At 37.9% G+C, this 26,492-nt stretch carries 20 protein-coding genes; 6 read left to right on the top strand and 14 right to left on the bottom strand.

The window, feature by feature from the left end; genetic code table 11:
- The coding region (locus ACNKXV_RS12885; protein WP_417908146.1) for a T9SS type A sorting domain-containing protein at positions 1-1,581 on the top strand (1,581 nt) is incomplete at its 5' end.
- A gap of 164 nt (positions 1,582-1,745) precedes the next feature.
- Here the strand turns inward: ACNKXV_RS12885 and ACNKXV_RS12880 are convergent.
- Positions 1,746-2,579, bottom strand: coding sequence for a GIN domain-containing protein (locus tag ACNKXV_RS12880; RefSeq protein WP_417908145.1), 834 nt, complete (start codon positions 2,577-2,579; stop codon positions 1,746-1,748).
- A gap of 331 nt (positions 2,580-2,910) precedes the next feature.
- On the opposite strand from ACNKXV_RS12880, the gene ACNKXV_RS12875 reads away from it, so the two are divergent.
- Positions 2,911-3,273 carry a hypothetical protein gene (locus tag ACNKXV_RS12875; RefSeq protein ID WP_417908144.1) on the top strand — a complete coding sequence of 121 codons (363 nt, stop codon included), beginning with the start codon at positions 2,911-2,913 and terminating at the stop codon, positions 3,271-3,273.
- 31 nt (positions 3,274-3,304) lie between these two features.
- Here ACNKXV_RS12875 and ACNKXV_RS12870 read toward each other — a convergent pair whose 3' ends face one another.
- The 9 genes from ACNKXV_RS12870 to tamL form a co-directional block, all read right to left on the bottom strand.
- Positions 3,305-4,297 carry a YpdA family putative bacillithiol disulfide reductase gene (locus ACNKXV_RS12870; RefSeq protein WP_417908143.1) on the bottom strand — a complete coding sequence of 331 codons (993 nt, stop codon included), beginning with the start codon at positions 4,295-4,297 and terminating at the stop codon, positions 3,305-3,307.
- Positions 4,284-4,946 carry a ribulose-phosphate 3-epimerase gene (rpe, locus tag ACNKXV_RS12865; protein ID WP_417908142.1) on the bottom strand — a complete coding sequence of 221 codons (663 nt, stop codon included), beginning with the start codon at positions 4,944-4,946 and terminating at the stop codon, positions 4,284-4,286. The genes ACNKXV_RS12870 and rpe overlap by 14 nt, the downstream gene beginning before the upstream one ends.
- A 36-nt stretch (positions 4,947-4,982) precedes the next feature.
- Positions 4,983-5,399 carry a BLUF domain-containing protein gene (locus ACNKXV_RS12860; RefSeq protein ID WP_417908141.1) on the bottom strand — a complete coding sequence of 139 codons (417 nt, stop codon included), beginning with the start codon at positions 5,397-5,399 and terminating at the stop codon, positions 4,983-4,985.
- Between the two features lie 264 nt (positions 5,400-5,663).
- On the bottom strand, positions 5,664-6,527 hold the full coding sequence (locus tag ACNKXV_RS12855; RefSeq protein ID WP_072552879.1) for a sigma-70 family RNA polymerase sigma factor: 864 nt from the start codon (positions 6,525-6,527) through the stop codon (positions 5,664-5,666).
- 335 nt (positions 6,528-6,862) lie between these two features.
- Positions 6,863-9,109: a polyribonucleotide nucleotidyltransferase gene (locus tag ACNKXV_RS12850; RefSeq protein ID WP_417908140.1), complete on the bottom strand. Its 2,247-nt coding sequence runs from the start codon at positions 9,107-9,109 to the stop codon at positions 6,863-6,865.
- A gap of 199 nt (positions 9,110-9,308) precedes the next feature.
- Positions 9,309-9,578: a 30S ribosomal protein S15 gene (gene rpsO / locus ACNKXV_RS12845; RefSeq protein ID WP_143411253.1), complete on the bottom strand. Its 270-nt coding sequence runs from the start codon at positions 9,576-9,578 to the stop codon at positions 9,309-9,311.
- A 111-nt stretch (positions 9,579-9,689) separates the two neighbouring features.
- Positions 9,690-10,547: an acetyl-CoA carboxylase, carboxyltransferase subunit beta gene (gene accD / locus ACNKXV_RS12840; RefSeq protein WP_417908139.1), complete on the bottom strand. Its 858-nt coding sequence runs from the start codon at positions 10,545-10,547 to the stop codon at positions 9,690-9,692.
- Positions 10,548-10,630: 83 nt separating this feature from the next.
- Positions 10,631-11,698, bottom strand: coding sequence for a class II fructose-bisphosphate aldolase (fbaA, locus tag ACNKXV_RS12835; protein WP_417908138.1), 1,068 nt, complete (start codon positions 11,696-11,698; stop codon positions 10,631-10,633).
- Positions 11,699-11,742: 44 nt separating this feature from the next.
- On the bottom strand, positions 11,743-14,304 hold the full coding sequence (gene tamL / locus ACNKXV_RS12830; protein WP_417908137.1) for a translocation and assembly module lipoprotein TamL: 2,562 nt from the start codon (positions 14,302-14,304) through the stop codon (positions 11,743-11,745).
- Positions 14,305-14,341: 37 nt separating this feature from the next.
- Between tamL and ACNKXV_RS12825 the strand changes: the two genes are divergently transcribed.
- Positions 14,342-15,082: a TrmH family RNA methyltransferase gene (locus tag ACNKXV_RS12825; RefSeq protein ID WP_417908136.1), complete on the top strand. Its 741-nt coding sequence runs from the start codon at positions 14,342-14,344 to the stop codon at positions 15,080-15,082.
- On the opposite strand, the gene porT is transcribed toward ACNKXV_RS12825, so the two are convergent.
- Both porT and ubiE read right to left on the bottom strand, forming a co-directional pair.
- Positions 15,069-15,776, bottom strand: a complete 708-nt coding sequence (porT, locus tag ACNKXV_RS12820) for a type IX secretion/gliding motility protein PorT/SprT (RefSeq protein WP_417908135.1) — start codon at positions 15,774-15,776, stop codon at positions 15,069-15,071. The two genes, ACNKXV_RS12825 and porT, sit on opposite strands and share 14 nt — an antisense overlap.
- 4 nt (positions 15,777-15,780) lie before the next feature.
- Positions 15,781-16,509 carry a bifunctional demethylmenaquinone methyltransferase/2-methoxy-6-polyprenyl-1,4-benzoquinol methylase UbiE gene (gene ubiE / locus ACNKXV_RS12815; protein ID WP_417908134.1) on the bottom strand — a complete coding sequence of 243 codons (729 nt, stop codon included), beginning with the start codon at positions 16,507-16,509 and terminating at the stop codon, positions 15,781-15,783.
- Between the two features lie 133 nt (positions 16,510-16,642).
- Between ubiE and trkA the strand changes: the two genes are divergently transcribed.
- Together trkA and ACNKXV_RS12805 are read left to right on the top strand one after the other, a co-directional pair.
- A complete protein-coding gene (gene trkA / locus ACNKXV_RS12810; protein WP_417908133.1) occupies positions 16,643-17,992 on the top strand; it encodes a Trk system potassium transporter TrkA in 1,350 nt (449 codons plus the stop codon).
- The gene (locus ACNKXV_RS12805) at positions 17,992-19,488 is read left to right on the top strand and encodes a TrkH family potassium uptake protein (RefSeq protein WP_417908132.1); all 1,497 of its coding nucleotides are present in this window, start codon (positions 17,992-17,994) and stop codon (positions 19,486-19,488) included. Before trkA ends, ACNKXV_RS12805 begins: the two co-directional genes overlap by 1 nt.
- Positions 19,489-19,561: 73 nt before the next feature.
- Here the strand turns inward: ACNKXV_RS12805 and ACNKXV_RS12800 are convergent, their stop codons facing one another.
- Positions 19,562-20,749: a pyridoxal phosphate-dependent aminotransferase gene (locus ACNKXV_RS12800; RefSeq protein ID WP_417908131.1), complete on the bottom strand. Its 1,188-nt coding sequence runs from the start codon at positions 20,747-20,749 to the stop codon at positions 19,562-19,564.
- Positions 20,750-20,905: 156 nt separating this feature from the next.
- Here ACNKXV_RS12800 and rsmG point away from each other — a divergent pair, with 156 nt between their 5' ends.
- On the top strand, positions 20,906-21,535 hold the full coding sequence (rsmG, locus tag ACNKXV_RS12795; protein ID WP_417908130.1) for a 16S rRNA (guanine(527)-N(7))-methyltransferase RsmG: 630 nt from the start codon (positions 20,906-20,908) through the stop codon (positions 21,533-21,535).
- Here the strand turns inward: rsmG and ACNKXV_RS12790 are convergent.
- Positions 21,536-26,492: LamG-like jellyroll fold domain-containing protein (locus ACNKXV_RS12790; protein ID WP_417908129.1), on the bottom strand; the 4,957-nt coding region annotated here is incomplete at its 5' end.

Here is a 26,492-nt window from a genome sequence, read left to right as displayed (position 1 = left end):
ACCTTGGATAATTCAGGTTCAGGATCTTTAGCGGTGGCCGATGTGTTGAATGCTGCTAGTAGTGATGCCTGTGGTATTGCCAGTGAGGTATTGAGTCAAACCAGTTTCGACTGTTCTGATGTAGGAACCTTCGATATTACTTTAACTGTAACTGATGTTAATTCTAATGAAACGCAAAAGACGATTTCTGTAACGGTAGAAGATAATAAAGCACCAACGATTAACTGTCTTGCAGATCAATCGAGACCAAACGATTTTGGGGTATGTAGTTATACGGTAATTGACCAAGAGTTTGATCCGGCCAATTTTACAGACAACTGTCCTGGTTCGACCATCAGCAATAATATCAATGGTACAGCGACCCTTGCGGGCGAGGTATTCTCAGAAGGGACCACTTCGGTAACCTGGACGGTGACCGACGCCACGGGGATTAATACGGCCACTTGTAGTTTTGATGTGGTAGTGAATAATACTGCCCCTAGTATAGTCGGTATAACAGGACCTCAAGATCCAATTGCAGTAGATCCTGTAAGTATAACTGCTTGTGTCGAATTGAATGCAGTTATTGATGATACCAACCTTAAATATGCTACATGGTTCTATAGTATTGATGGAGTTAATTTTAGCTCTTCTGGAGAGGAATTAATTTCTAGTAATAACATTCAAAAAACATTATGTTTAAGTCCAGGGGTTTATTCAATAAAATTAGTTGTAGAAGATCATTGCGGTGAAACTGATGTACTTTTAGATGAGGAATATGTAGTAATCTACGATCCATCCGGAGGTTTCGTGACTGGTGGTGGTTGGATATTGTCTCCTGAAGGAGCCTATAAGGAAGACATTAGCCTAGTGGGAAGAGCAAATTTTGGATTCAATGCTAAATACAAAAAGGGAAAAAATAGTGTTGCTGAAGTAGATGGAAGTACCAATTTCCAGTTCAAGGCAGGGGATCTACATTTTAAGAGCTCCTCACATGATGATGCGCAACTTGTGATCTCTAATGACTTTAAAGCGACTTATACCGGTGTAGGAACCATTAATGGAGATTCAGAGGAATTTAAGTTTCGAGTTACCGTGATTGATGCGGAGAAGACAGTTAATCATGATATTGACCTATTTAGGATCAGGATCTGGAATGAAGATAAGGGAGTAGTATATGATAATAATGTTAATACCAACCAGAGTGAGAACGCAGATCCTTCCATAGCTATCGAAGGTGGTTCCATCGTTATCCACAAACCAACTAGTGGAAAAACCAAAACAAAGGAGTCTACCGAGAAAACAGGAACTCAAAGTACACAGCCAGCGGCGCCGGATAATCTTAGTTCTCTGGAAGTAGCACCAAACCCAATGGTTTCCTATACTGATATTAGATTCAGCTTAAAAGCTCAACTCAGAGCAGATTTACTAATATTCGATATGAACGGGAAACAGCTTAGAACCTTGTTTTCAGCAGTGGTGGATGCTAATGAGATGAAAGAAGTGAGATTTGATCGCCAAAATTTAATGAGTGGTGTTTATATCTGTAAACTAGTGACGGGAGATGGTCGTAGCTATGAAAAGCAGATTATTATAGAGTAAATAATCCATTTAATTAAAAAAAGTCCGGTTTATTGCCGGACTTTTTCATTTTAATAAGATTCAAATCACACCCAAAATCCGTTATAAAAAATAACCTATTACGAATTTTTATTCATGTTAAATTTCTTCTTTGCTGTAACCAGCGGATTGGATTTCTCATAATTCTACTTCTTAATAATTCTTGATTTTTCGGTGAGGCCTATTACTTCAATTTCCGGGTTTCCGTAGACGTAAACCTTACTTTTTCCTTCGGCTGAAACCTGAATGCTTTTAGAGGCATTCACATATATATCAGTATTGTTTTTACTGTTAAGGACCGCTCTTTGACTTTGAAGTTTTTTAGCATTGAGGTTTGAACTTCCTTTGAGATTATAATTACATTCCTCGGCATTTCCATCTAATTTCAAACTGGCAGATTTTTCAAGATTAACCTCTAATTTATTTGCATTTAAATTGGCTTTTAGATCTGTCCTGTTGGCCATGTTGATCAAAACATGATCAGATTTTAGATCCAGCTTACCGCCGGAATTACCTGATAAATTTATTTCAGTATTTTGAAGGACTCTTAGATCAAGATCAAGTCTTACAGAAGAACTTGCTAAAAGAGATAAATTATCCAGCTCCAGAGTACCTTTATTGGAAATTTTGGCATCGTCGCTGGCAATTATATGTTCCAGATTTTCGAAAGTTAGAAAAAGATGAAGCTTTTTACTGTTGGTTATTTTACTCCGGGTAGAAATTTTAAGGGTTTCATCCAAAACCCGGACATCAACTTCTTCTATTAAATTTCTATCTGCGCTTAGAATATATGCGTTCCTGCTCCCTTTTTGAAGTTCTAATTCAATATTATCTGAAACTTCTATTTTATTAAAAGATTTGATTATTTCTTCAGATACACTAATTACCTCTTTGTCTCCTTTAATTTTTTCCTTTTTCTGAGCCTGTGCTGAAAGAGAAAAAATAAAAATAAACCCAATAACAATCATTAATGATTTCATGACTTAAACATTTAAAAATTACCGGGAGGTCTATTAAAGATACGAAGGAATTTTCCAGATTTGTGTGTTTTAAAAGGATATGATTGGAGACAACACCACGAAAGAAGTAATTCTGAAAAAAGCACAAGCAGCCCAAAGGAAAAGCCTAAGGCTAAATATATATCATTAAAGCTAGTAATCGATATCCAGTTCTTAATCTTGTTTTAAAATTCCATTAACTGCACCATAATTTTTAATTTTTTTAAGCCCGGACGTTAAATGTCTTATAATTAGTTTTATTCGGGAAGCTTAACCAATAAATTAGCACTCTAAGATTAAAACAAATCATAGTATGGCAGCTTATTTTAATTCCAATCAGCTAAGAACTTCTTTACAGGAGTTAGTGAAAATTTATATGGAGGAGTGCGGAAAATGCAATGAATTGCCGCAGGATTGCATAGATCTTTTAAGACATAATTTTCAGGCAGATTATGCAGTTTATAACAAGGAAACAAATACGGTAGAAATCGGGATCAACAAGACAGAGAATTTCGATGCCTATCCCGAGATAGAGGTTTATAGTTTTCCATTAAATCAGGTTGGTAAAAAAGTAGACCATTCATTTAAAAATAATAATGAAGATCTTGAATACTATGGAAAATTACTTGGGAAAAGACATGGAATTGGGTCGCAGTCGGTAGTATTACTGGATTAAAATAAAATTCCCCCCTGAAAGAAAAGACGATTTAATTATCGTCTTTTTTTGTTTTACTAATATGCTCCATGATCATTTCGGCATGAACACGGGAGTTTTCAATAAACCATTTGTGAGTTTCTACTCCGCCACAAATCACTCCGGCCAAATAGATTCCCTTTATGTTGGTTTCCATGGTTTCTTCATCATATTCAGGGATCTTCCTGCCATCTTCAGATAATCTTATTCCCATATCTTTTAGAAAATCGAAATTAGGCCTGTATCCGGTGAGTAACAGCACAAAGTCATTTTCAATTGTTACCTGTCCCTCTGGTGTATTTATTTCAACTTCGTCATCGGTGATTCGGGATAAAAAAGAATTGAAATGCACCTTAATACTGCCTTCCTCAATTCTGTTCAAAATATCCGGTCTAACCCAGTATTTCACCCGTTTTCCAATTTCAGGTTTTCGAACGACCATGGTTACATCTCCACCTTTGCGGTAAATTTCAAGTGCGGCGTCTACAGCTGAATTACTCGCGCCAACAACTACAGTTTTTTGTGTAGCATAATAATGCGGATCATTATAATAATGATCAACCTTGGGAAGGTCTTCACCCGGAATGTTCAGATAATTTGGGATGTCATAAAAACCGGTAGCTACAACTACATTTTGAGCCACATACTCCCTTTTGCTGGTTTTAACCAAATGCTCGTTTTCAGATCTTGTGGTTACTGAAGTTACCTTTTCAAACAGGTTAATATTTATATGGTTATTGGAAGCGATTCGCCTGTAATATTCAAGCGCTTCTCTTTTTCCCGGCTTAGGATTATTACTTATAAAAGGAATATTATTAAGTTCGAGCTTTTCAGAAGTTGAAAAGAAGGTCATATTGGTAGGGTAGTGGTAAAGCGAATTTACCAGGCAACCCTTTTCCAGAATAAGATAGGATAAACCTTTTTTCTCTGCTTCCAGTGCGCAGGCGATACCAATGGGTCCACCCCCAATAATAATTATATTATAAGTATTCTCAGGAATTTGCAAGTTGCTTCAATTTTGAAATGGTAGCTGGTTGATCTTCAGCTTTAAAAACAAAACTCCCGGCAACAAGTACATCTGCTCCGGCTTGAGTAAGTTGCTTTGCGTTAGCATCTGTAACTCCGCCGTCGATCTCGATCAATGTCGATGCATTGTTGCTATTTATTATTTCTTTAAGCTGCTTAACTTTTGAATAAGTGTTTTCAATAAAACTCTGACCTCCGAATCCCGGATTCACGCTCATTAGGCACACCAGGTCTATATCTTTAATAACGTCCTTTAAAAGGTCCACATTGGTGTGTGGATTAATTGCCACTCCTGCTTTCATACCTTCGGTTTTGATCGCCTGGAGGGTACGGTGTAAATGTGTACAGGCTTCATAATGAACCGTAAGTATGTCTGCGCCTAATTGAGCAAATTCTTTGATATACCTGTCCGGGTCCACGATCATTAGGTGCACATCAATAGTTTTGGTTGCATGCTTGCTTATGGCTTTTAGTACAGGCATTCCAAAGGAGATATTCGGGACAAAAACTCCATCCATAATATCTATATGGAGCCAGTCAGCCTCACTGTTATTAAGCATTTCTACATCCCGTTGAAGATTTCCAAAGTCGGAAGCGAGTACAGATGGGGCAATTAATTTTTCAGACATTTTATTTACTTTCTAATCCCCACAAAAATAAAAAGATTAAAACGATTTGATGCCTTCAGAGAACTTATTTAGGACATACCTAACAGAGCCTTGAATCTTCGGGTTCAATTTTTCGATTTGAGATAAATATATATCCATGCTTTCCTGGTTAAAACGTGAGTCAAGCGAAATGAAATCACACTCATAATTCTCAAAAGCAGCCTGAGAAACTTGCTTTTCGAAAATAACCATGAGATCATAGTGTCTGTGATCATCATTAATTGCGGAGAAAAGAGGTTTTAACTGATCTTTATCGCCTTCCAGAACCTGGAAAAAATTGCCGTCAGAGTAAAGTAATATTCCGGTAATGCCATTAGCATTATTGCTAATCCGGCTAAAATCCAGAATTTCCTGGATTTCATCGTTGGTAAGGTCAAAATTAACGCTACTTACGTAGCTAATTGCATAACGCATGAAGAGGGATTGAATTGAAGGAGCGCAAGTTAATCAAACAAATGCGCTGGAATTGAATTATTTGTAGCTCATTTAGATAAAAGTCACAAAACCTCCCCCATTAAGGATAAACTGGTTTCGGGAAAATCAGAGTTTCTTATAAGAAATGCTATAAAAGAAAAGACCCCGGTCATCACTCCGGGGTCATTCATCAATCAAAAAACGAACAGTTATGGTCATACCGGTTCATCACGCCGGCACTAAACTGTTGTTGCTGTTATATTATTATCCAAGGTAAGTTTTAAGAATCTTACTTCTTGAAGTATGTTTTAGTCTGCGAATTGCTTTTTCTTTAATCTGACGAACTCTTTCTCTGGTAAGGTCAAAAGTTTCTCCTATTTCTTCCAAAGTCATAGGGTGTTGATCACCAAGTCCAAAGTAAAGACGAATAACATCAGCTTCACGAGGAGTTAGAGTTTCAAGAGCACGTTCGATCTCCGTTCTTAGAGATTCGTGTAAAAGCTCTTTATCCGGGTTTGGTGATTCACCAGAACGTAGTACGTCATACAGGTTAGAATCTTCACCTTCTACCAACGGCGCATCCATGGATACGTGACGTCCGGAATTCTTCATAGATTCCTTTACGTCGTTAATAGTCATGTCAAGCTCCTTCGCGATTTCCTCTGCACTTGGAGGACGCTCATGGGATTGCTCTAAAAAGGCGAAAGTTTTATTGATCTTGTTAATAGATCCAATTTTGTTAAGCGGCAAACGAACAATTCTTGATTGTTCAGCCAAAGCCTGAAGAATGGATTGACGAATCCACCATACAGCGTAGGAGATAAATTTAAAACCACGTGTTTCGTCAAAACGTTTAGCAGCTTTAATAAGTCCTAAATTACCTTCATTAATAAGGTCGGGAAGGGTTAAACCCTGATTTTGATATTGTTTAGCTACAGAAACCACAAAACGAAGGTTCGCTTTAGTAAGTTTCTCCAGGGCACGGTTATCACCGGCTTTAATACGTTGTGCCAGTTCTACCTCTTCATCAGCGGTGATCAGGTCTACTTTTCCAATTTCTTGCAAATACTTGTCTAACGAAGCGGTTTCACGATTGGTAACCTGCTTCGTAATCTTGAGTTGTCTCATCTATCTTCTACTTGGATTTTAATTGTGCATAGCTCTTCTGTATGTTTATACGTAAGAAGTCCTTTAAATGTTACAAAAAAACTAAAATATTTTTTTGGGCGTTGCACTTCGTGCCGGGCTTTTCGTTACAAGTCCGCTCTCCTTTACAGTCGTTGCGGGCTTTTCGCTACAATCCCTAACGCAAAACAATTTTGCTTAATTGGCTTAGCGCAGAAGATAGTCGTAAGCCTCAGGAAATAATTTCAAAAAAATTTCAAATAAAAAAAAACCCTTGCGGTAGCAAGGGCTTTTAAAATGCTGTGGCAAGGGCTTTTGAAATATTTAGAAAACTGTAATTAGTCTCTGTTTTCTCTTGGTTTCCTATCGTCACGACCTCTGTTGTCACGAGAACCACGATTATCTCTTCCACGGTTATTATCGCGGGAACCACGGTTATCATCTCTTGGTGGTCTCTCTTTAAAACCTTCCGGCTTTTCAAGTAAAGCTTTTCTGGAAACTTTATCCTTACGGGTTTTTGGATCCAGACCAAAGTATTTCACGTCTATCACGTCACCTAACTTCACCACATCGTTCACGTCATTAGTACGTTCCCATGCAAGTTCAGAAATGTGAAGTAAAACTTCGTTCCCCGGAGCATCTACATATTCCACAACAGCACCAAAATCAAGGATCTTGATAACTTTTACTTCATATACACTTCCTTTTTCCGGTTTGAAGGTGATAGATTCGATCTTCGCAAGAACTTTATCAATTCCTTCTTGCTGAGTTCCAAGAATTTCAACGATACCTTCTTCAGTTACCGGATCTTCATTGATCACGATCTCTGTTTTAGTCTCTTTTTGAAGTTCCTGAATAACTTTTCCTCCAGGTCCAATCAATGCACCAATAAATTCATTTGGAATTCTTCTGGTGATGATCTTAGGAGAATGCGCTTTAACATCCTTGTTAGCCTGAGGTAATGTTTCATTTAGTTTATCAAGGATATGAAGTCTACCTTCACGAGCCTGTTTCAATGCAGCTACAAGGATCTCATAAGAAAGGCCCTTAACCTTGATATCCATTTGGCAGGCAGTAATACCATCTGCAGTACCTGTTACTTTAAAGTCCATGTCACCAAGGTGATCTTCGTCTCCAAGAATATCAGAAAGTACAGCGTAATTATCGCCTTCAGAAATTAATCCCATCGCGATACCAGAAACTGGTTTCTTAAGCTGAACTCCGGCATCCATTAAAGCCAGGGTACCGGCACAAACTGTAGCCATAGAAGAAGAACCGTTAGATTCTAAAACTTCAGATACCACACGTACAGTGTAAGGACAATCTGCTGGGATCATTCCTTTTAAGGCACGTTGTGCAAGGTTTCCATGTCCAATCTCACGTCTTGAAGTTCCTCTAATAGGATATGCTTCACCGGTTGAGAAAGGAGGGAAGTTATAATGTAAGTAGAAAGTCTCTTCTCCTTGTTGTGTAGGAAGATCTACCTGGTTAGCTTCTCTTGAAGTTCCTAAGGTTACTGTTGCCAGTGCCTGAGTTTCACCTCTTGTAAATATAGCCGATCCATGAGTAGATGGAAGATAATCCACCTCAGACCAGATTGGTCTAATTTCATCTGTTTTTCTACCATCAAGTCTAACTCCTTCTTTAAGGGTTAGGTCTCGAATAGCTTTCTTTTGAGCAGCAGCAAAATATCCGGAGATCATTTTACCTTTCTCCTCTAATTCTTCTTCAGAGAACATTGCTTTTACTTCATCTTTCAATGCAGCAAATGCTTCGCTTCTCTCTTTTTTACTGGTAGCGCTTGCAGCGATATCATAAGTTTTCTGGTAAGTAGCTTCAAGAATTTTCTTCTCGATTTCTTCATCTGTTGGAGCTACTTCATACTCACGTGGTTCTTTTTTTCCAAATGCTTCAGCAAGTCTAACCTGAGCTTCACACTGAACTTTGATAGCCTCGTGTGCAAATTTAATAGCCTCGGCCATTTCTTCTTCTGAACATTCGTCAAATTGTCCTTCAACCATCATTACAGAATCTGCAGAAGCACCAACCATGATATCCATGTCAGCTTCTTTCAGAGCTTCTCTGCTTGGGTTAAGAACAAATTCACCATTAATTCTGGCAACTCTTGCTTCTGAAATTGGAGTTTCAAAAGGAATATCTGATAACTGGATAGCAGCAGATGCAGCAAGTCCGGCAAGGGCGTCCGGCATAACTTCATCGTCATGAGACATTAGCTGGATCATTACCTGAGTTTCGAACTTGTAATCTTTTGGGAATAGTGGACGCAATACACGGTCTACTAAACGCATTACTAAAATTTCTTCGTTACTTGGTCTTGCTTCTCTTTTGAAGTAACCTCCAGGAAAAAGACCTGCAGCAGCGAATTTTTCGCGGTAATCCAATGTTAATGGAAAGAAATCCATTGTGGTAGGAGTGTAAGATGACACTACTGTACAAAGTAACATGGCGTTACCCATTTGAACAACAACCGACCCGTGAGCCTGTTTTGCTAATTTTCCGGTTTCGAGGGAAATGGTTCTACCATCTCCTAAATCGATAACCTCTTTAAATGTTTTTGGAATCATAATAATTTCGAATTCTTGATCTGAATAACTTCAACCAGATCATTTTTTGTTAAACAAAGGTCTCCGCCATCCGGACGGCCGGGTTGTGTTGTGTGTAGTTGTGATTTGACCAATGAAAAACTACCCCTCTGGGCGACAATTTTAAAAGCCTTTGCAGGCGCACTAATATAAAAAAAGGGGGCATAAAGCCCCCTGAAAATTATTTTCTTAATCCTAATTCCTTAACGATGGCACGATACCTCATGATATCCTTCTTCATTAAGTAGTCTAAAAGACTTCTTCTCTTTCCAACAAGCATCACAAGTGAACGCTCTGAGTTAAAATCTTTACGATTTTTCTTCAGGTGCTCAGAAAGGTGAGCGATTCTGTAAGTAAATAACGCGATCTGTCCTTCAGCCGAACCGGTATCAGTTTTGCTTTTACCGTGCTTTGCGAAGATCTCTTCTTTTTTCTCTTTTGCTAAATACATTCCAATATTATTTAAATGATTTTTATGTATGGACAGATTTTCTGTCAAGCGGCAAAGATACTACTAATTTAAATAATACCTATTTTATACCGAATTTTTCTTAAGAGTTGCTTATGCTCTTACCGGTTGATTTTGAATAAGGTCCAAATAAAGATTGATCTTGTTCTTTAATTGAGACCTGTGGGTAATAAAATCAAGAAATCCTTTCTCTTTCAAAAATTCCGAAGTTTGGAAATCTTTAGGCAGGTCTTTTCCTGTGGTATCCTTTACTACTCGTGGTCCGGCAAAACCTATCAAAGCTCCCGGTTCAGAAATATTGATGTCCCCCAACATGGCGAAAGAGGCAGTTGTACCTCCGGTAGTTGGATCGGTAGCCAGAGAGATATAAGGAATTCTTGCTTCAGCCAGCTGTGCCAGCTTTACAGAAGTTTTAGCAAGTTGCATTAAAGATAATGCTGCTTCCTGCATTCTTGCTCCCCCAGATTTAGAAATGATCATAAACGGGATCTTGTTTTTTAAAGCATGGTCTGCAGCGCGGGCAATTTTCTCACCTACAACAGATCCCATACTTCCACCTATGAATTTAAAATCCATACAGGCGATAACCAGATCTTTACCTTTAGATTTACCTACGGCACATCTTACGGCATCTTTTAATCCGGTTTTTTCCTGAGCAGCTTTTAGTCTGTCTGTATACTTTTTGGTATCTTCAAAATTCAAAGGATCCTTAGCGGTCATCCCGGCATCAAGTTCTTTGAATTTATTGTCATCAAATAATATTTTGAAATATTCGTTGCTACCTATTCTCACGTGGTATCCATCTTCCGGGCTTACATAGAAATTGCTTTCCAGCTGTTCTGCATCTACGATCTTCCCGGTTGGAGATTTGTACCATAATCCTTTAGGTACATCTTTTTTCTCTTCGGTAGGGGTTTGAATACCTTTTTGTGTTCTTTTAAACCAGGCCATTTTCCTTCAGTTTTTTATCTTCCGATTTTAAATTTATGGCAATAAAAAACAGTCTTTCCAAATAGAAAGACTGTCGTTTTATATTATAAAGTATTAACGTTGTTTAAATCTTCAAAAGCCTTTTTTAATCTTGCTTTGAAAGTAAGTTCTCCTTCACGAACCCATTTTCTTGGATCGTAATATTTTTTATTTGGTACATCGTCTCCTTCAGGATTTCCTATTTGTGAAGCTAAATATTCTTTCTTGCTTCCCATATAATCACGGATTCCTTCCAGATAAGCATATTGCAGGTCTGTATCGATATTCATTTTAATAACACCGTAACCAATCGCTTCACGAATTTCTTCTACTGTAGATCCACTTCCTCCATGAAATACAAAGTCAATGTGGTTTTCTTCAACTCCGTAATTCTTAGTAATATATTCCTGAGAATTCTTTAAGATCTTTGGAGTCAATTTTACATTTCCTGGTTTGTATACCCCATGAACGTTTCCAAAAGCAGCAGCGATAGTAAACTGGTCGCTTACTTTACTTAATTCTTCATAAGCATAGGCTACTTCTTCTGGCTGAGTGTAAAGTTTTGAAGCGTCAACATCAGAATTGTCTACTCCATCTTCTTCACCACCAGTAATTCCAAGTTCGATCTCGAGAGTCATGCCCATTTTAGACATTCTTTCAAGATATTTTTTTGAAATTTCCATATTCTCTTCCAGAGATTCTTCTGAAAGGTCGATCATATGAGAGCTATAAAGAGGTTTTCCAAATTGCTCGTAATGTTTCTCGCTAGCATCAAGAAGTCCATCTATCCATGGAAGTAATTGTTTAGCACAGTGGTCTGTATGCATGATCACCGGAACTCCATAAAGTTTAGCCATTTCATGCACGTGTTTTGCACCTGCAACAGCACCGGCTATGGCTGCCTGCTCTCCGTCATTAGAAAGTCCTTTTCCAGCATTAAATTGGGCTCCACCATTAGAAAATTGGATGATAACCGGAGAATTAAGTTCAGCAGCTGTTTCCAATACCGCATTAATGCTACTTGAACCAATTACGTTAACCGCAGGTAAGGCGAAACCTTTTTTCTTTGCATAATTAAAGATTTCCTGTACTTCTTTTCCTGTGGCTACACCTGGTTTAATATTGTGACTCATAACTTTTGTTGATTAGGCTTACAAAAATAATAAAATAAACTGGCTTAGAAAGGATAATTGATCCCTACATTATAAACCGCATGGGAAAAATTATAATCTCTAAACCACCTGTTTCCAGCGGGCTGTGCAGGATCGTGGGTTTTAAAACCTACATCAAATCGCAATACAAAGAAGTTAAAATCATATCTCAAGCCAAATCCCGTGCCTATTGCCAGCTCTTTTAAATCACTAATATTTTCAAATACGAGATCCGGAGAAGTTCTTGAATCAAGGATATTCCAAATGTTACCAACATCCACGAAAAGTGCGCCTTTAAATTCATCTATTAATTTAAATCTATACTCCCCGTTAAAGGCGAGTTTAAAATTGGCTTCGTTGAATTCAAGTACACTTCCGCTGCTCCCAGGTCCCAGGTCGTAGGCCTGCCAGGCGCGGTTATCATTTGGTCCACCGGCAAAGAATGTTTTGGTAATAGGAATGTTCTTTGAGTTGCCGTAAGGGATAGCAATCCCACCAAATGCTCTAACGGCAAATATCCGTTCTTTTCCCAAATCCCAGTGCTTGATGAAATCCAATTCGGTTTTGGCATATTGTGAATAGGAAACTCCAAATACTTTTTCATTGCCCTGTTCATTCACATCGAATTGTACAAAATTGGAGAGGGCAGACAGGATATTACCTGCAGTCTCAATTTTAAATCTGAAACGGGAAAATTCCCGATCATAAAGACTTTCCCGGGTATTCCATAAATAAGTATAACTGGAAGCAAATATTAGGTTGTTTTCAGTTAGTCTTATTTTCCTTTCATGTATGTCCAGGACATTGAAATAATCAATTTCGTCCAGGCCTGTGTTTCCTGTGTCAGAAGAAACGATGTAATTAATGAACCTGTTTGCGCCATCGGGAATTTTCAAATTACGATTAGCAGGATCGCTAAATTCAAAATTACTGCCTTGAGCAATGGTATTAAGTTCTTCAAAAGAATTCCGGTAAACATTGAAGTAATTTTCAGTATTTAGGTTTCGGACATATTGAATATTCAATAGATCCAGACTATTCGAAAGCTTTTTTGAAGGTTTCCAATTGTAATTTAAAATTCCAGAAAAGGTTTGTTTATCCAGGCCAATATTTCTTTGGGCGCTAAAGCCAAGATTAATATTGGTAAAGGGCGACATGTATTTTGGAATGATCCCTTCTGTATTAATAGGTAGAAATATGCGAGGTAAACTTAATTTTAGATCAGAGCCAATTTCTGTAATATCGAAAAAACGGTCTTTATCTGAATTTGCTGCTGCATCTGTTGAGGAGGCTATACTTCCCCTTCCTGAAATTTCAAGGTTTTCCAGTCCGCCAAAAATATTCCTGATAAGAAACGATCCTCCAAACCCAATCCCAAATTCCTGAATATTACTTTGGGAAAGGTCAAAATCGAAACCAAGGGAATATTTAGGTAAGGGGGTAAGAAAAATATTTGTTACCAGATCTGTATTTGTAGAATCTGCAGGATCCAGGGTGTATTGAATATTTGGATATTTAAATACCCTAAGGGAATTTAAACGGTTATAAGTTCTGGTCCTGTCGATATCAGAATATATTATTCCCGGCTTAATAAAGATCGCATCTGTAATTGCTTCGGGTTTGTAACGCATTGCATCAAAACCGTAAAGAGCATAACCTTTATGACGGGTGCTGTCTGTAATGGCTTCAACCCGATTGGCATAACTGTAATCTGTAAAAATATTAACCTTGCTAATGTGGTGTATCTTAAACGGGGTTCTGGCGATGCTGTCTCCCACATTATTTCGCTGGTTTTTAATTATCAGCGTCGTGTTTACCTTATGATTGGTATCCACTGTATCGGCATCAAAACTTATGTATTCCTGATCGAAATTATAAACCCCATTATTTCTGAAAAGCTGGGACAAGCGGTCTCTCTCTTTGTTAAAATCCAGGGTGTTATATTGAAGGCCTGGTTTAATTTTGCTTTCCGCTTTATTGATATTATATAGACTATCCAGCGCATTTGAAGCAATCTCCGTAGTAAGCGAATCTATAAAATAAGCCTGATTAGGCTTTACATAATAGGCTACTTTGGCCCTTTTCTTTTTATCTTCCAGGGGGATGATCTCGTAATCTGTCTCCACATTAAACCAGCCATTGTTCCAGTACCAGGATTTTAACCGATTCTGAGATTTTTTAGCATCCTCTTCATTCACGATCACCGGTGCCTCCCCGGTTTTTTTTATCCACTGGTTAAATTCTTTCCTGGAATGCAGGTATCTGTCAAATTGTTTTTTTGACAGGAAGGAGACTAACTTTTTCCTCTTCTTTTCGTTGTTCAGAAATTTAACCGCAAGAATACTGTCAATTTCAGGTTGGGCCAGATTATAAAAATGCAGACTTAAAGGAAATCCTAATATGTTGGAGTTTGGCTCCTGATATAATTGATTGTAGATCTTAGGGTCTTTAACGTCTTCACCATCGCTGATGATTTCATTCTTTACCAGTAAATTTTGATCAGCTTCAAGTCTTTTTACAGCATTACAGCTAATTATTAAGCCAGAGGTTAGAAAAAATAATAATATTTTTGCAAAAAGCCGTTTCAATCAGTACCTATTAGAGGCTCAAAAATACATTATTTGTATGGTAAGCAAAAGCCAGATTAAGTTAATAAAAAGTCTTTCCCAAAAAAAGTACAGAAATAAGCATCAACTTTTTGTGGTGGAAGGAAGAAAGGGAGTAGAAGAATTCCTTGATTCCTCCTTTGAGCTTTTTGCTTTATTTTCATCAAGTGAAGATTATAAAGTTTCTTCAGAATTATATTTTCCTGCTTCTGAAGATGAATTAAAAAAAATTAGTTTTTTAAAAACTCCAACAGATGTTGTCGCTGTTTTCAAATTAAAGGAGTCGGAAGAAATTATAGAATCTGCTTTAAAAGTGGTACTCGACGGGGTACGTGATCCCGGAAATTTGGGAACAATTATCAGGCTTTGTGACTGGTTTGGGATCAAGACTTTAATATGCTCCAGAGATACGGTAGATTGCTTTAATCCAAAAGTGGTTCAGGCGAGTATGGGATCCCTAACGCGCGTTTCAGTGAAATATACAGCTCTTGGTGAATTATTTGAAAATAATCCAGAGCTTCCGGTTTATGGGACTTTGCTGGAAGGGGAGAATCTATATACTTCTACACTTGAAAATAATGGATTTCTGCTATTAGGAAATGAGGCCAACGGAATTTCCGAAGAAATTAAACCATTTATTACCCATAAAATTACCATTCCTCAATTTGGTGCCATCCAAAGTACTGAAAGTTTGAACGTGGCAACCGCAACTGCCGTAGCTTTAAGTGAATTTAAACGCGGGGTTTTTACTGAAAAGTAAAATTGATAAAAATAGCTCTGGAGGACATTTTATCAATGTTGCCGGTATAAATACTATTTGGACTTTCATCTCGTACTAATTCATCATTAATGGCGAAAACACCACGAATTGATGGCGAAAGTTTGAAGTAGTAAAGATAAAGGTCGATTCCAAAACCAATTTCATAATAGTATGAATTCGTGGTCATCCTAAACTGTCCTGCGGAATTATCGTCGGGATTATTCTCGTTACTGCTTAAATTGATAGAGGTTGATACCCCGCCAACTACAAAAGGTCTGAAGTTATTTAATCTATTGGTATTAAATTTTACAAGCAGGGGGATGTGGACATAAGTGGAGCTAATTTCTCGGTAAGTGTCAGCATCTGCTCTGAAAGCCTGATAACCTCTGGTGTTAAAATTAACTCCCGGTTCAAGTCTCAGATCAAAATTGTTGTTGAGTTTTAAATTCCCCACTAATCCAACGTTGAATCCCAGTCTTTTTTCAATAGCAACATCTTGACCCGTTACGTGGCTTGGGTTGTAATTTTTATACTTAAAATCAAACCCATAACTGTTAAGGCCTAAAAAATATCCCCATGACCAACGTTGCTGATCAAAATTTTGCTGATTTAGAACCCGTTCACCAGAGAAGATCTGAGCTTCTGATAGTTGGGAGCAAAATAGAAAAAGGGTTGCAATAATTAATTTCTTCATAAACTTACTTTGAAGCAATGTAAATGGTAGACACGCCAAAAGTTTGTGGCAGATCCTTCACATTTATAAACCCGATTTTTGATAAAATATTGTTGAATCTTTCTCCGAAAGGAAAATTTGCTGCGCTCTCACTTAAATAGGAATAAGCATCTTTATCTTTGGAAAAAATCTTACCAATAACCGGTAAAATATGGCCAGAGTAAAATTGATAACCCTGTTTAAAAGGAAATTTAGTTGGAACAGAAGTTTCTAAAACAACAAATATTCCGCCTGGTTTTAGAACTCTGAAAATTTCCTCCAGACCTTTTTCAAGGTTTTCGAAATTACGTACACCAAAAGCTACTGTTATTGCATCAAAACTATTTTCTTCAAATGGAAGATCTTCCGAGTCTCCCTGGATCATTTCTATTTCAACTTCAAGATCTTTTTCGGCAATTTTCTTTCTTCCCACTTTAAGCATTCCCTCAGAAAGATCCAGACCCACAATGCGTTTTGCTCCGGTATTGGCCATTTGAATTGCCAGATCGCCGGTGCCAGTGGCAATATCCAAAATACTTTCAGGATTTGTGGCGGCTACAGCTGCCACAACCTTTTTTCTCCAGCTTACATCTGTACCTAGAGAAATCACACGGTTAAGCCCATCATAATTGTCTGAAATATTATCAAACATTTGCTCAACCTGCTTTTTCTTGGTGAGTTTGGAATCCTTATACGGTGTGACCTTTTTACTCATAGCGAAAATTTGCCCCAAAGATAACCGATATGCTTAAAAATCATGGTGATTCAATAAATATTTATCTTCCCCGATCTCATTTCTCATTTCTGCAAAATAACTTAACTTTGCTTTCACAATTTGAAGCTGTTATATGAAAATAATTATCGCCGGTGCAGGTGAAGTAGGATTTCATTTAGCTAAATTACTTTCCTTTGAATCTCAGGATATCACGCTAATTGACCCCAATAGAGATAATCTCGCTTATGCAGATACTCATCTGGATATTAGGACTGTAAAAGGCGACGCAAGTTCTATCAAGATCTTAAAAGAGGCGCAGGTGAAACATACTGATATGGTGATTAGTGTTACTTCCAGCGAAGGAACAAATATTACCGTTTGTGTTTTGGCGAAACAGCTTGGAGCCAAGCGTACCATAGCTCGAATTTCTAATACCGAATATCTGGAAAATCAGGGAGAACTTGGTTTTACCCGTTTTGGAATCGATGAATTGATCTCGCCGGAAGCTCTTGCTTCTCGTGAAATTGAACTTTTGCTGAATCAGTCGGCTTTTAATGATAGCTACGAATTTGAGGAAGGAGCGCTGACCATGATTGGAGTTAGTCTTTCCAGAACCGCAACTTTCGTCGGCAAAACGGTTAAAGAAGCAGCAAAGATCTTTCCTGAACTTAATTTTGTTCCTATTGCCATACAGAGATTTGGAACCCAATACACTTTAATTCCACGGGGAGATACCCAATTTAAAGATGGAGACCAGGTGTATTTTATCACCCTAAAAAATGGAGTAGAAGAGCTTTATAAACTTACGGGTAAGGTAAAACAGGAGATCAAGAACGTGATGATTCTTGGAGGGAGCAAAATTGGAAGAAAAACTGCTCAGGATCTCTGCAGAAATAATTTTAAAGTAAAGTTAGTTGAGAAAGATCGTGAGAAAGCTTACGAACTGGCAGATGAACTTCCTGATACCCTGATAATTAATGGTGATGGCCGTAATGTAGAATTGCTGGAAGAAGAGAATATCCACGATATGGATGCATTTATCGCGGTTACTGGAAATTCCGAAACCAATATAATGTCCTGTCTGGTCGCAAAATCCAAAAGTGTAAAGAAAACAATTTCCCTTGTGGAAAATATGGATTACTTTCAACTTAGTCATTCCATTGGTATTGATACTCTTATTAATAAAAAGCTTCTTGCGGCAAATAACATATTTAGATTCGTAAGGAAGGGAGAGGTTGTGGCGATGACCAAACTGAATAATATGAATGCAGAATTACTGGAGTTTATAGTAAAACCAAATTCTCAGGTTTCAAATAAACGCATTAAAGATCTTGACTTTCCCCGATCAGCTATTATAGGCGGAATTATAAGAGATGGAAAAGGGCTTATCGCACTTGGAGACTTTTTAATTAAACCAGGAGACAGGATCGTTGTTTGTTGTTTACCCCGTTCTATCAATAAAGTAGAAAAACTTTTCCTATAATGCCCAAACTGAATTATCAAATAATTCTGCATGTAATGGGCCTATTGCTGCTTTGTAATGGCGGCTTTATGCTTTTAGCGACTCTGGTTAGCTGGTTTTATCAGGATGGAGTCACCCTTGAAATTTCAACTGCGGCATTGATCACCTTGTTTTTTGGAACTCTCCTAATGTTTACCACACGTGGACATAGCAAGGAAGTGAAAATAAGAGAGGGATATATCATTGTTACTTTCGGCTGGATTTTCATGGCTTTAAGTGGATCTCTACCTTATCTTATAAGTGAAGCTATTCCTACTTTTACCAATGCTTTTTTCGAAACTATGTCCGGTTATACTACCACCGGCGCATCTATATTAAACGATATTGAGGCTATTCCACAAGGAATTTTATTCTGGAGAAGCCTTACGCACTGGATAGGAGGAATGGGAATTATTGTACTTGCCATTGCCATTTTACCTTTACTGGGAATAGGAGGGATGCAGCTTTTTACCGCGGAGTCTCCCGGCCCGAGTGCCGATAAACTAAAACCCCGGATTACCGATACAGCCAAACGTTTATGGTTAATTTATGTATCCTATACACTGGCCGAAACTATCCTTTTATGGGTTGCAGGGATGAGCTTTTTTGATGCGATTAATCATGCATTTAGCACCTTGTCAACTGGAGGTTTTTCTACAAAAAATGCCAGCCTCGCCTTCTGGAATGATAATCCTGTAATCCAGTATATCATCATTTTATTTATGTTCCTGGCAGGAAGTAACTTTGTATTAAGCTATTTTACTTTTAAAGGAAGAGTTAGTAAAGTACTGCATAACGAAGAGTTTAAGTGGTATCTGTATTTTATACTTGGGTTCACTATAATTTCCTCTTTGGTAGTTTATTTTCAGGCAGATGTGGCTATTTCTTCAATAGAACACCCTATGGTGTGGGGAGAAGGGGAGAGTGCATTTCGTCACTCATTATTTCAGGTGCTTGCCATAATTACAACTACGGGATTTGTATCTGCAGATTATACCATGTGGACCCCATTTTTAACTATCCTTTTCTTCGGTCTTTTCTTTCTGGGAGGTTCTGCCGGGTCTACTGCTGGTGGGGTTAAAGTGATGCGGCATATTATCATGATCAAGAATGGGATGATAGAATTCAAGCGAACCCTTCATCCAAATGCGATCTTACCGGTTCGTTTTAATGGGAAATCTATTAGCAAAGAGATCGTATTTAATATTCTGGGATTCTTTATTCTTTATATGCTGTCTTTCATAATTGGAGCAGTAGTATTTGCCGGAATGGGATTAGACTTTGAAACATCCATTGGTGGAGCTGCCTCTACATTAGGAAATATTGGTCCTGCCTTTGGTGGATTAAGCCCCGTTAATAATTTTGATATGTTGCCGGATGTGGGAAAATGGTGGTCGAGTTTTTTAATGTTGATTGGAAGACTTGAATTATTTACCGTACTTATCCTGCTAACCCCATTTTTCTGGAGAAATAGATAATTTTTCTGATAAAAAACTAAATAGAAAAAGCCGGTATAATTACCGGCTTTTTCTATTAATCAAATTTAATTTTTTATGAAAGTACTTCCTTAATTCTTTTAATAGCTTCTTCTATTTGATCCTCACTGGCGGCATATGATATACGAATGCAATCCGGATTTCCGAAGGCTTCACCTGTAACAGTTGCCACATTCGCCTTTTCAAGAAGGAACATAGAAAAATCACCTGCATTTTCAATTTTGTATCCGTCAATCGTTTTTCCAAAAAATGCTGAAATATTAGGGAATACATAAAATGCTCCTTCAGGTTCTGTAGTAACGAAACCATCTATTTCATTAAGAAGATCAATAATAAGTTTCCTTCTGCTTTTAAAGGTATCGATCATATGGCTGATCTTGCTTACGGGTGCTTCTAATGCGGTAATTACAGCACGTTGTGCGATACAATTGGCACCACTAGTGATCTGGCCCTGCATTTTATTACAGGCTCGGGCAATATATTCCGGAGCTCCAATATATCCAATTCTCCAGCCGGTCATAGCGAAAGCTTTGGATACTCCGTTAACTGTTACCGTGCGGTCATACATATCTTCAAACTGTGCCATAGAGGCGTGTTCTCCAACAAAATTAATATGTTCGTAGATCTCATCACTAACCACTACAATATCCGGATATTTCTTCAGGACATCTGCAAGGGCTCTAAGTTCTTCTTTGCTGTAAACCATTCCGCTTGGGTTACAGGGAGAACTATACCAGATCATTTTCGTTTTCGGAGTGATGGCATCTTCAAGTTGTTCCGGAGTTATTTTAAAATTGGTTTCTACTGAAGTTGGAACTTCTACGGGAACACCTTCGGCTAATTTTACAATTTCAGCATAACTTACCCAGTATGGGCATGGTAGCAGAACTTCATCGCCCGGGTTAAGAACAACCATGGCAACATTTGCCAAAGACTGCTTGGCACCGGTAGAAACCACAATTTGCGACCTGTTATAAGTAAGGTCATTATCTCTTTTAAACTTTTCTATAATTGCGTCTTTCAATTCAACATATCCGTCTACCGGGGTATAGGAATTGTAATTATCGTTTATTGCCTGAATGGCAGCATCCTTAATAAAATCTGGAGTGTTAAAATCTGGTTCCCCTAAGCTTAGGCCAATTATGTCCTTACCTTCAGCTTTCAATTCACGCGCTTTGGCGGCCATGGCCAGGGTTTGTGAGGTCGCCATGGAGTTGATTCTGTCTGATAATTTTTCTTTCATGATCTTTAATTTTGTTCTTTTTTCAACTGATTTTGCGCGTGTCTTCCCATTCTAAAGGAATAGATACCAAAGTTAAAATATTATAAATTCCATGAACAAGTTATTCCGAAAAAATAGCCATAAAAAAATGCCTATTTTTGCGGAAAATATATTGCCTTGGAACTAATATTGAAATATTTCCCAGACCTAACGGAAGATCAGATCTCCAAATTTGAGAAACTGGAAGAACTTTATAAAGATTGGAATCTTAAAATCAACGTGGTATCCAGAAAGGATATTGACGAATTATATTTGAGACATGTGCTCCATTCACTTGGTATCGCTAAGGTTCAAACTTTTTTACCTGGAACGAAAGTACTGGATGTTGGTACCGGAGGAGGATTTCCCGGAATACCTTTAGCTATTTTGCATCCTGAAACTGAATTTCACCTGGTTGATTCTATCGGGAAGAAAATAAAGGTTGTAGAAGAGGTGAAGGAAGGATTAGGTTTAACCAATGTAAAAGCATTCAACCAAAGAGTGGAAGAGCTTGATGGAACCTACGATTTTATTGTGAGCCGCGCAGTTGCGGTTATGCCAACTTTTGTAAGATGGGTAAAAGGGAAGATTGCAAAAGACAGCAAGCATGAAAAAAAGAATGGGATCTTATATTTAAAAGGGGGAGATCTCTCTGAAGAATTGCAGGAATACAGAACAGCCCAGATCTATGAGCTGTCCTCGTATTTTAATGAAGATTTCTATGATACCAAGAAGGTAGTATACCTTCCTATGAAATACAAAGGTTAATTATTTAGTAATAATTACTTTCCGGCTGTAGGTTCTTTTGTCTGAATAAACCTTTACAATATAAACAGCTGAACTTAATTTTTGACGGATCTTTAATGTTGTGCGCACATCTGTTGCGACATCATTAAAGGTCATTACTTTTTGACCAGATACACTGTATAGTTCTACCCTGTCAATTTTCATAAGCTCCGGATTCTGAATAAATAATTCATCTGAATCTTTGTAATAACCTGCTCCAATAGGAGATCCGTCACTTTCCAGTTCCGGTTTTGGTTTGATCATATCCGGGTGGGTGAATACTACTTCATATTTTTCGTTAAACCTGCCGGTTTCATCGGTAGTAACCGTAAAATCTGATCTGGTTAGATCATGATATTTTTCGGTTTCTTTATCCTTTAGGAAAACAGTAAAGTTTTTATCCAGGTTTTCTAATTCATCAACTTTAATAGTGTAAGTACCAGCTTCGGCAATTTTAATTCCTATAGGTAACACCCTATCTAAATTAAAGTCCGGAACTCCCTGGATTACGAATGCTTTTTCTTCTATGATCCAGTACATATCCTCTACATTGTTTTCAATCAAAGGAGCATCGTATCCAATATCGAATCCGCTGGTAGTATTTCCATCTGCGGTCACCAGGATTTGCCTGTGGTAGCCTTTTGGAGATTCGAGTTTAAGTCTGATTTTAAATCGATTGTCCTGTGTGTATTCACTTTTTTCACGATGTCCTTTCCCCGGTTCCTGTTGATGGAACTGAGAATCGTTGGAGGATTCAGGAACAAATGCCCGTTGGGAATTTTTAAATTTTAATTGGGTTGGAGAACTAATTGATGCGCCATTTGTACTCACAAAGAATCCCTGCCCAACCGGAATATATTTCCCGGGTTTCTTGGTTCCCTTTTCGGTAGTTTCGTTATTAATTCTGTAATCACTTGAAGTGGCGGGAGAAACTGCTCCAGCTTTAGTATAGACCGCATAACCTCCAATATAATGTTCCAGATAATGAGAATTCACCCTTCCAAAATGGTCCCAGAAATATAGGGCTCCATTAAAATTCTTTTCATTAATGGCATTATCATTAATAAACTCTTCAGCATTTAAAGCTGAAGGATAAGGGTTCCCAGTTAATAAGTTCTGATCAACCCCCGCGGAAACATATATATTCCCATTATTAGGTTTTCCTCTAAAAGTATAATTCTGAATGGTAGAGATAGGTACGGCTCCACTTGTTCCTTTCATGCTAAATCCAAATCCGGGACTTAATAGAGTAGATTCAGATATTTGAATCCATTTAAAATATTCGTCTTCAACAGAAGAAAGGTCAGTAGAAGATTCAGCTTCATTAAATATGTATAACCAATAGGTGCTTATTCTTTTATCACCAGTATAATTACCATCAGCCCAGTGATATTGAAAATTGAAGTTTATAGGTCCAGTTATATTATTCGTTCCACTCCATAATACATCCTCGATTATAAAACCGTAATTGTTGGCCTTACCGGTAAGTGATACAGGAGATGTCCAGTAATTATAATTAAAGCTGTTGGCGGTACCCTGCTGATCAATATCGATATAACCGCTGCTTGATTCGACTAAAATACTACCTTCCGGCTGCACCAGCTGTGAGTTACCATTTAGATCTATAACCCCGTTTAACTCCAGATATTTTGAAACGGTAAGTCCTAATCCGGTCTCATTATTATAATCCCCATCCATTTTCAATGTTTTGGAAGAAGAGATTAAAGCCAGTAAATTAACATTGGAGGGATATGATGGATCAATATTATGAATTATATCATGCTTTGTCTCAACAATATTCCAATTGATGTATTCACCATTAACACCTTCGCCGTTAGGGACATCCCACCAGTTCGCACCAGCAGTGCCAATGTTGGCATCCCAGGTTGATCTTACTCTCCAATTTCCATCAGCTTCAGAAATATAAGGTAGTGGAGCTGATTTTTGTTGCGGAGAGGTAATGTTTTTAAGCCATCCATTAGGGCCTTTGTTGGTGGTGCCATCATTGTATGGAAGAACATTTCCGCAACTTATATTTTCAAATCTGTAATATCCAATTAAACTGGACCAATCAAGAGTTGAAATATTTAAAGGCAAAACTTCTCCAATTATTTTACCATTATCTTTCCTGATGCGTTGATTCATCATAAGGCGAATGTCAGCCTGATTCAGGGCTACATCCCAGACCCGAAACTCTTCCATCCATCCATTAAAATAATTTTCCGGAATTCTGGTTTCAGAATTATCCATAGCGCCTAAAAGAGCTTTAGCTGAATTACTTTTAGGTGCCCCTCCACCTGTACGGGTAATGAAAACACCATCAATGTATAATTTGTATTCTCCTTCAAAAGTATGGGTTACGGCAAGGTGATGCCATCGATCTGCACTTATCTTATAGGGAGTAGATTTAATGGAAGCATTATTACCCCAGTTAAAGGAAACAACGCCATTATCAACTCGTAGATCATATCCACTAGTTGGGGTCGAATTTAAATCTCTCTTTGAAAATATGGTTTGAGTACCATTAATTGTTTCAGGCTTAACCCATACCTCGATACTAAAGGCTTTTTTATTGTTTGTTCCGGATAAATTAAAGTTATCGGCCCCGAAATCAATATAATCGTTTGTACCGTCAAAATCTACCTGATCACAGTCTATGATTTCCACAGTAATAGAACTTGAACAGGCATCTGCCCTATGACCACCCACCGTCCAGGTTAGGATGTAGGTTCCGGCATTCCCTGTAAAGGTTGCATCGGGATCATTTACATCAGAAAATTTTTCTTCAACCTCCTCACAGGTACCGCTTGTACGTTCCCAAGACCAAACTCCTATTTCTCCCGACCCGGGATTGTCACAGGTTAAGCAATTCTCAGGTTTATCAGGATAAGCATCTTTATTATAATTTTGATTTGCGGAAAGAGTGTTATCATAAGCATTTAATTGTACCGTATTTAGTCCGCAACCTTCCTCAGTAAGAATAATGTCCTCTCCGGCATAGGCGTAAGTAACGAATATATCTATAAGGCCAGTTCCTTCTTCACTATAGGTTCTACAATCATTAATTAAAGAAGTACCTCCATATTGATGATATCCCGGAGACTCCGGAACGAAATTAAGCTCAATGGAAGTTCTTCCTACTTCAATTGGATCTTCATCTGGATCTCCAATTCCAACCGTCCATTCAAGATCGGTGTTCACCAATACTTCTTTATTCACAAAAATGTTGTCAAGCGCCCAGATGCTTTCGTCACTGGTACCGGTAAAAGACCATCTAACTCGAACTTGACTATATCCTATATAATCTTGTAGAGAAATAGAAGTATTGTCTGTATCAAAATTAAAATAGGTCGAGGTGGAACCTGTATAAGATTCGGCTGTTCCCGCATTATACCAGTTTAAAGGGCCGCTACCCTGAGCATGTATAGTTCTTAGAATAGAATAAGTATCACCACCATCAATGGAAATTTCAATTACGGCTATATCGTCGTTAACAAAATTAAAAGCCTGGTCGAAATTCAAATATGCCGTTCTGGAATCTGAAAGATCTAGAATTGGCGTTTCCAGGGTGCTTGGGATACTGTCCTTATAGACTGGTACCTCGGTATCAACACCTTTAACCTTTTTGATTTCTGTTTCAAAGTAATTACCCTGGGCAACTGCAATTTTACTACCGGTATAATATGTGATATCACCATAATCATGTCCGTTAGGATGGGTTCCTGTACAGGACCAGTTTCTGGTTTTAGCATTGTTACCCCCACAGCTAAATTCTCGAACCTTTCCATCTACTAGCCAGCCATCTTCATCCTGAGTATTTAACTGACCCGTTTCAAACTCCCCTTTCTGATCGGCAATGGTTTCCTGAGTTACCACATAATTACTGGTAGCTAACAGGTTGACATTTTCACCATAGCAATAATAAGTTTTATTATCCAGGTTTTCTACAGTAGGAGCATCTCCTGCTGGCAGCGCTCTAATTTTAAATGTATTGGAATATTTGGTACATGAACCTTGTTGAGTTAAAACTCTATAAAGCGTCGATTCCAGTTCTCCTACTTCAAAAATTACGGTTTCATTATTGGTTATATTAGATATCGTTCTCCATTCGCCATCATTTTCAGCGAATTTTTCCCAACGAATTATTTCTCCAACTTCACCATTTAGATTTAATTCCACGATAATTCGTTCACCACAAGCCGCAAGGTTAATCTGATTTTCATATTCTGTAGATTCGAAGGTTCCGGTTATTGTTCCTCCGTTAATATTTACCGGGACAACTTCAATTTCCTGCGATTGAACTGTCTTATGCCCATTACTATCTATATATTCCCACTCAATAAATTCTGTACCGATAAATTCAAAAGGAAATTCAAAATTCGGTCCTAAGGTCCCCTGGATTTCTCCTTCGCAGGCATCGGTAGCTGTAGGAATATCTAATTCTGAAATATCAGTAATCTGGCATCCATGAATAGTCTTTTTTGGAAGAGAGGCAACATCCGGAACCGGAGGACTGGTATCTACCACTGTTATCTTTTGTTCTACTGGGTCTGATGTGTTTCCTGAGGAATCAGTAAATATCCAGAAAATGGTTTCTGACTCATAAAAAGTTAAATCGCTAATTCCTGTAGTACCAGTAATTTCCTCTCCACAATTATCGATTGTGGTAGGAGGAATCACGACTATGGGACATTCCCCCGAAATATCCTGAATTTCTGGAATATCTGGTGCTTGATTATCTTCAACGGTTACGGTAAAACTACAGGTTTGAATATTTCCGGTTGTATCAGTAACAGTCCATGTTATAGTCGTGTTATGCGTAATTTCGGCCCCCTCTAATGTTGAACTGTCATTAAAATCATTAAGTACAGATAAAACACCACAATTATCTGAAAAGTTTACAGGGTCAAATTCGGTTCCCTGTACGGTGTAAAAACAC

It is taken from the genome of Christiangramia aquimixticola, from assembly GCF_048285835.1.
GTDB classification, from domain to species: Bacteria; Bacteroidota; Bacteroidia; order Flavobacteriales; family Flavobacteriaceae; genus Christiangramia; species Christiangramia aquimixticola.
Note: the sequence above shows the minus strand (reverse complement) of the source record. Positions and strands in the feature narration are given on the sequence as shown.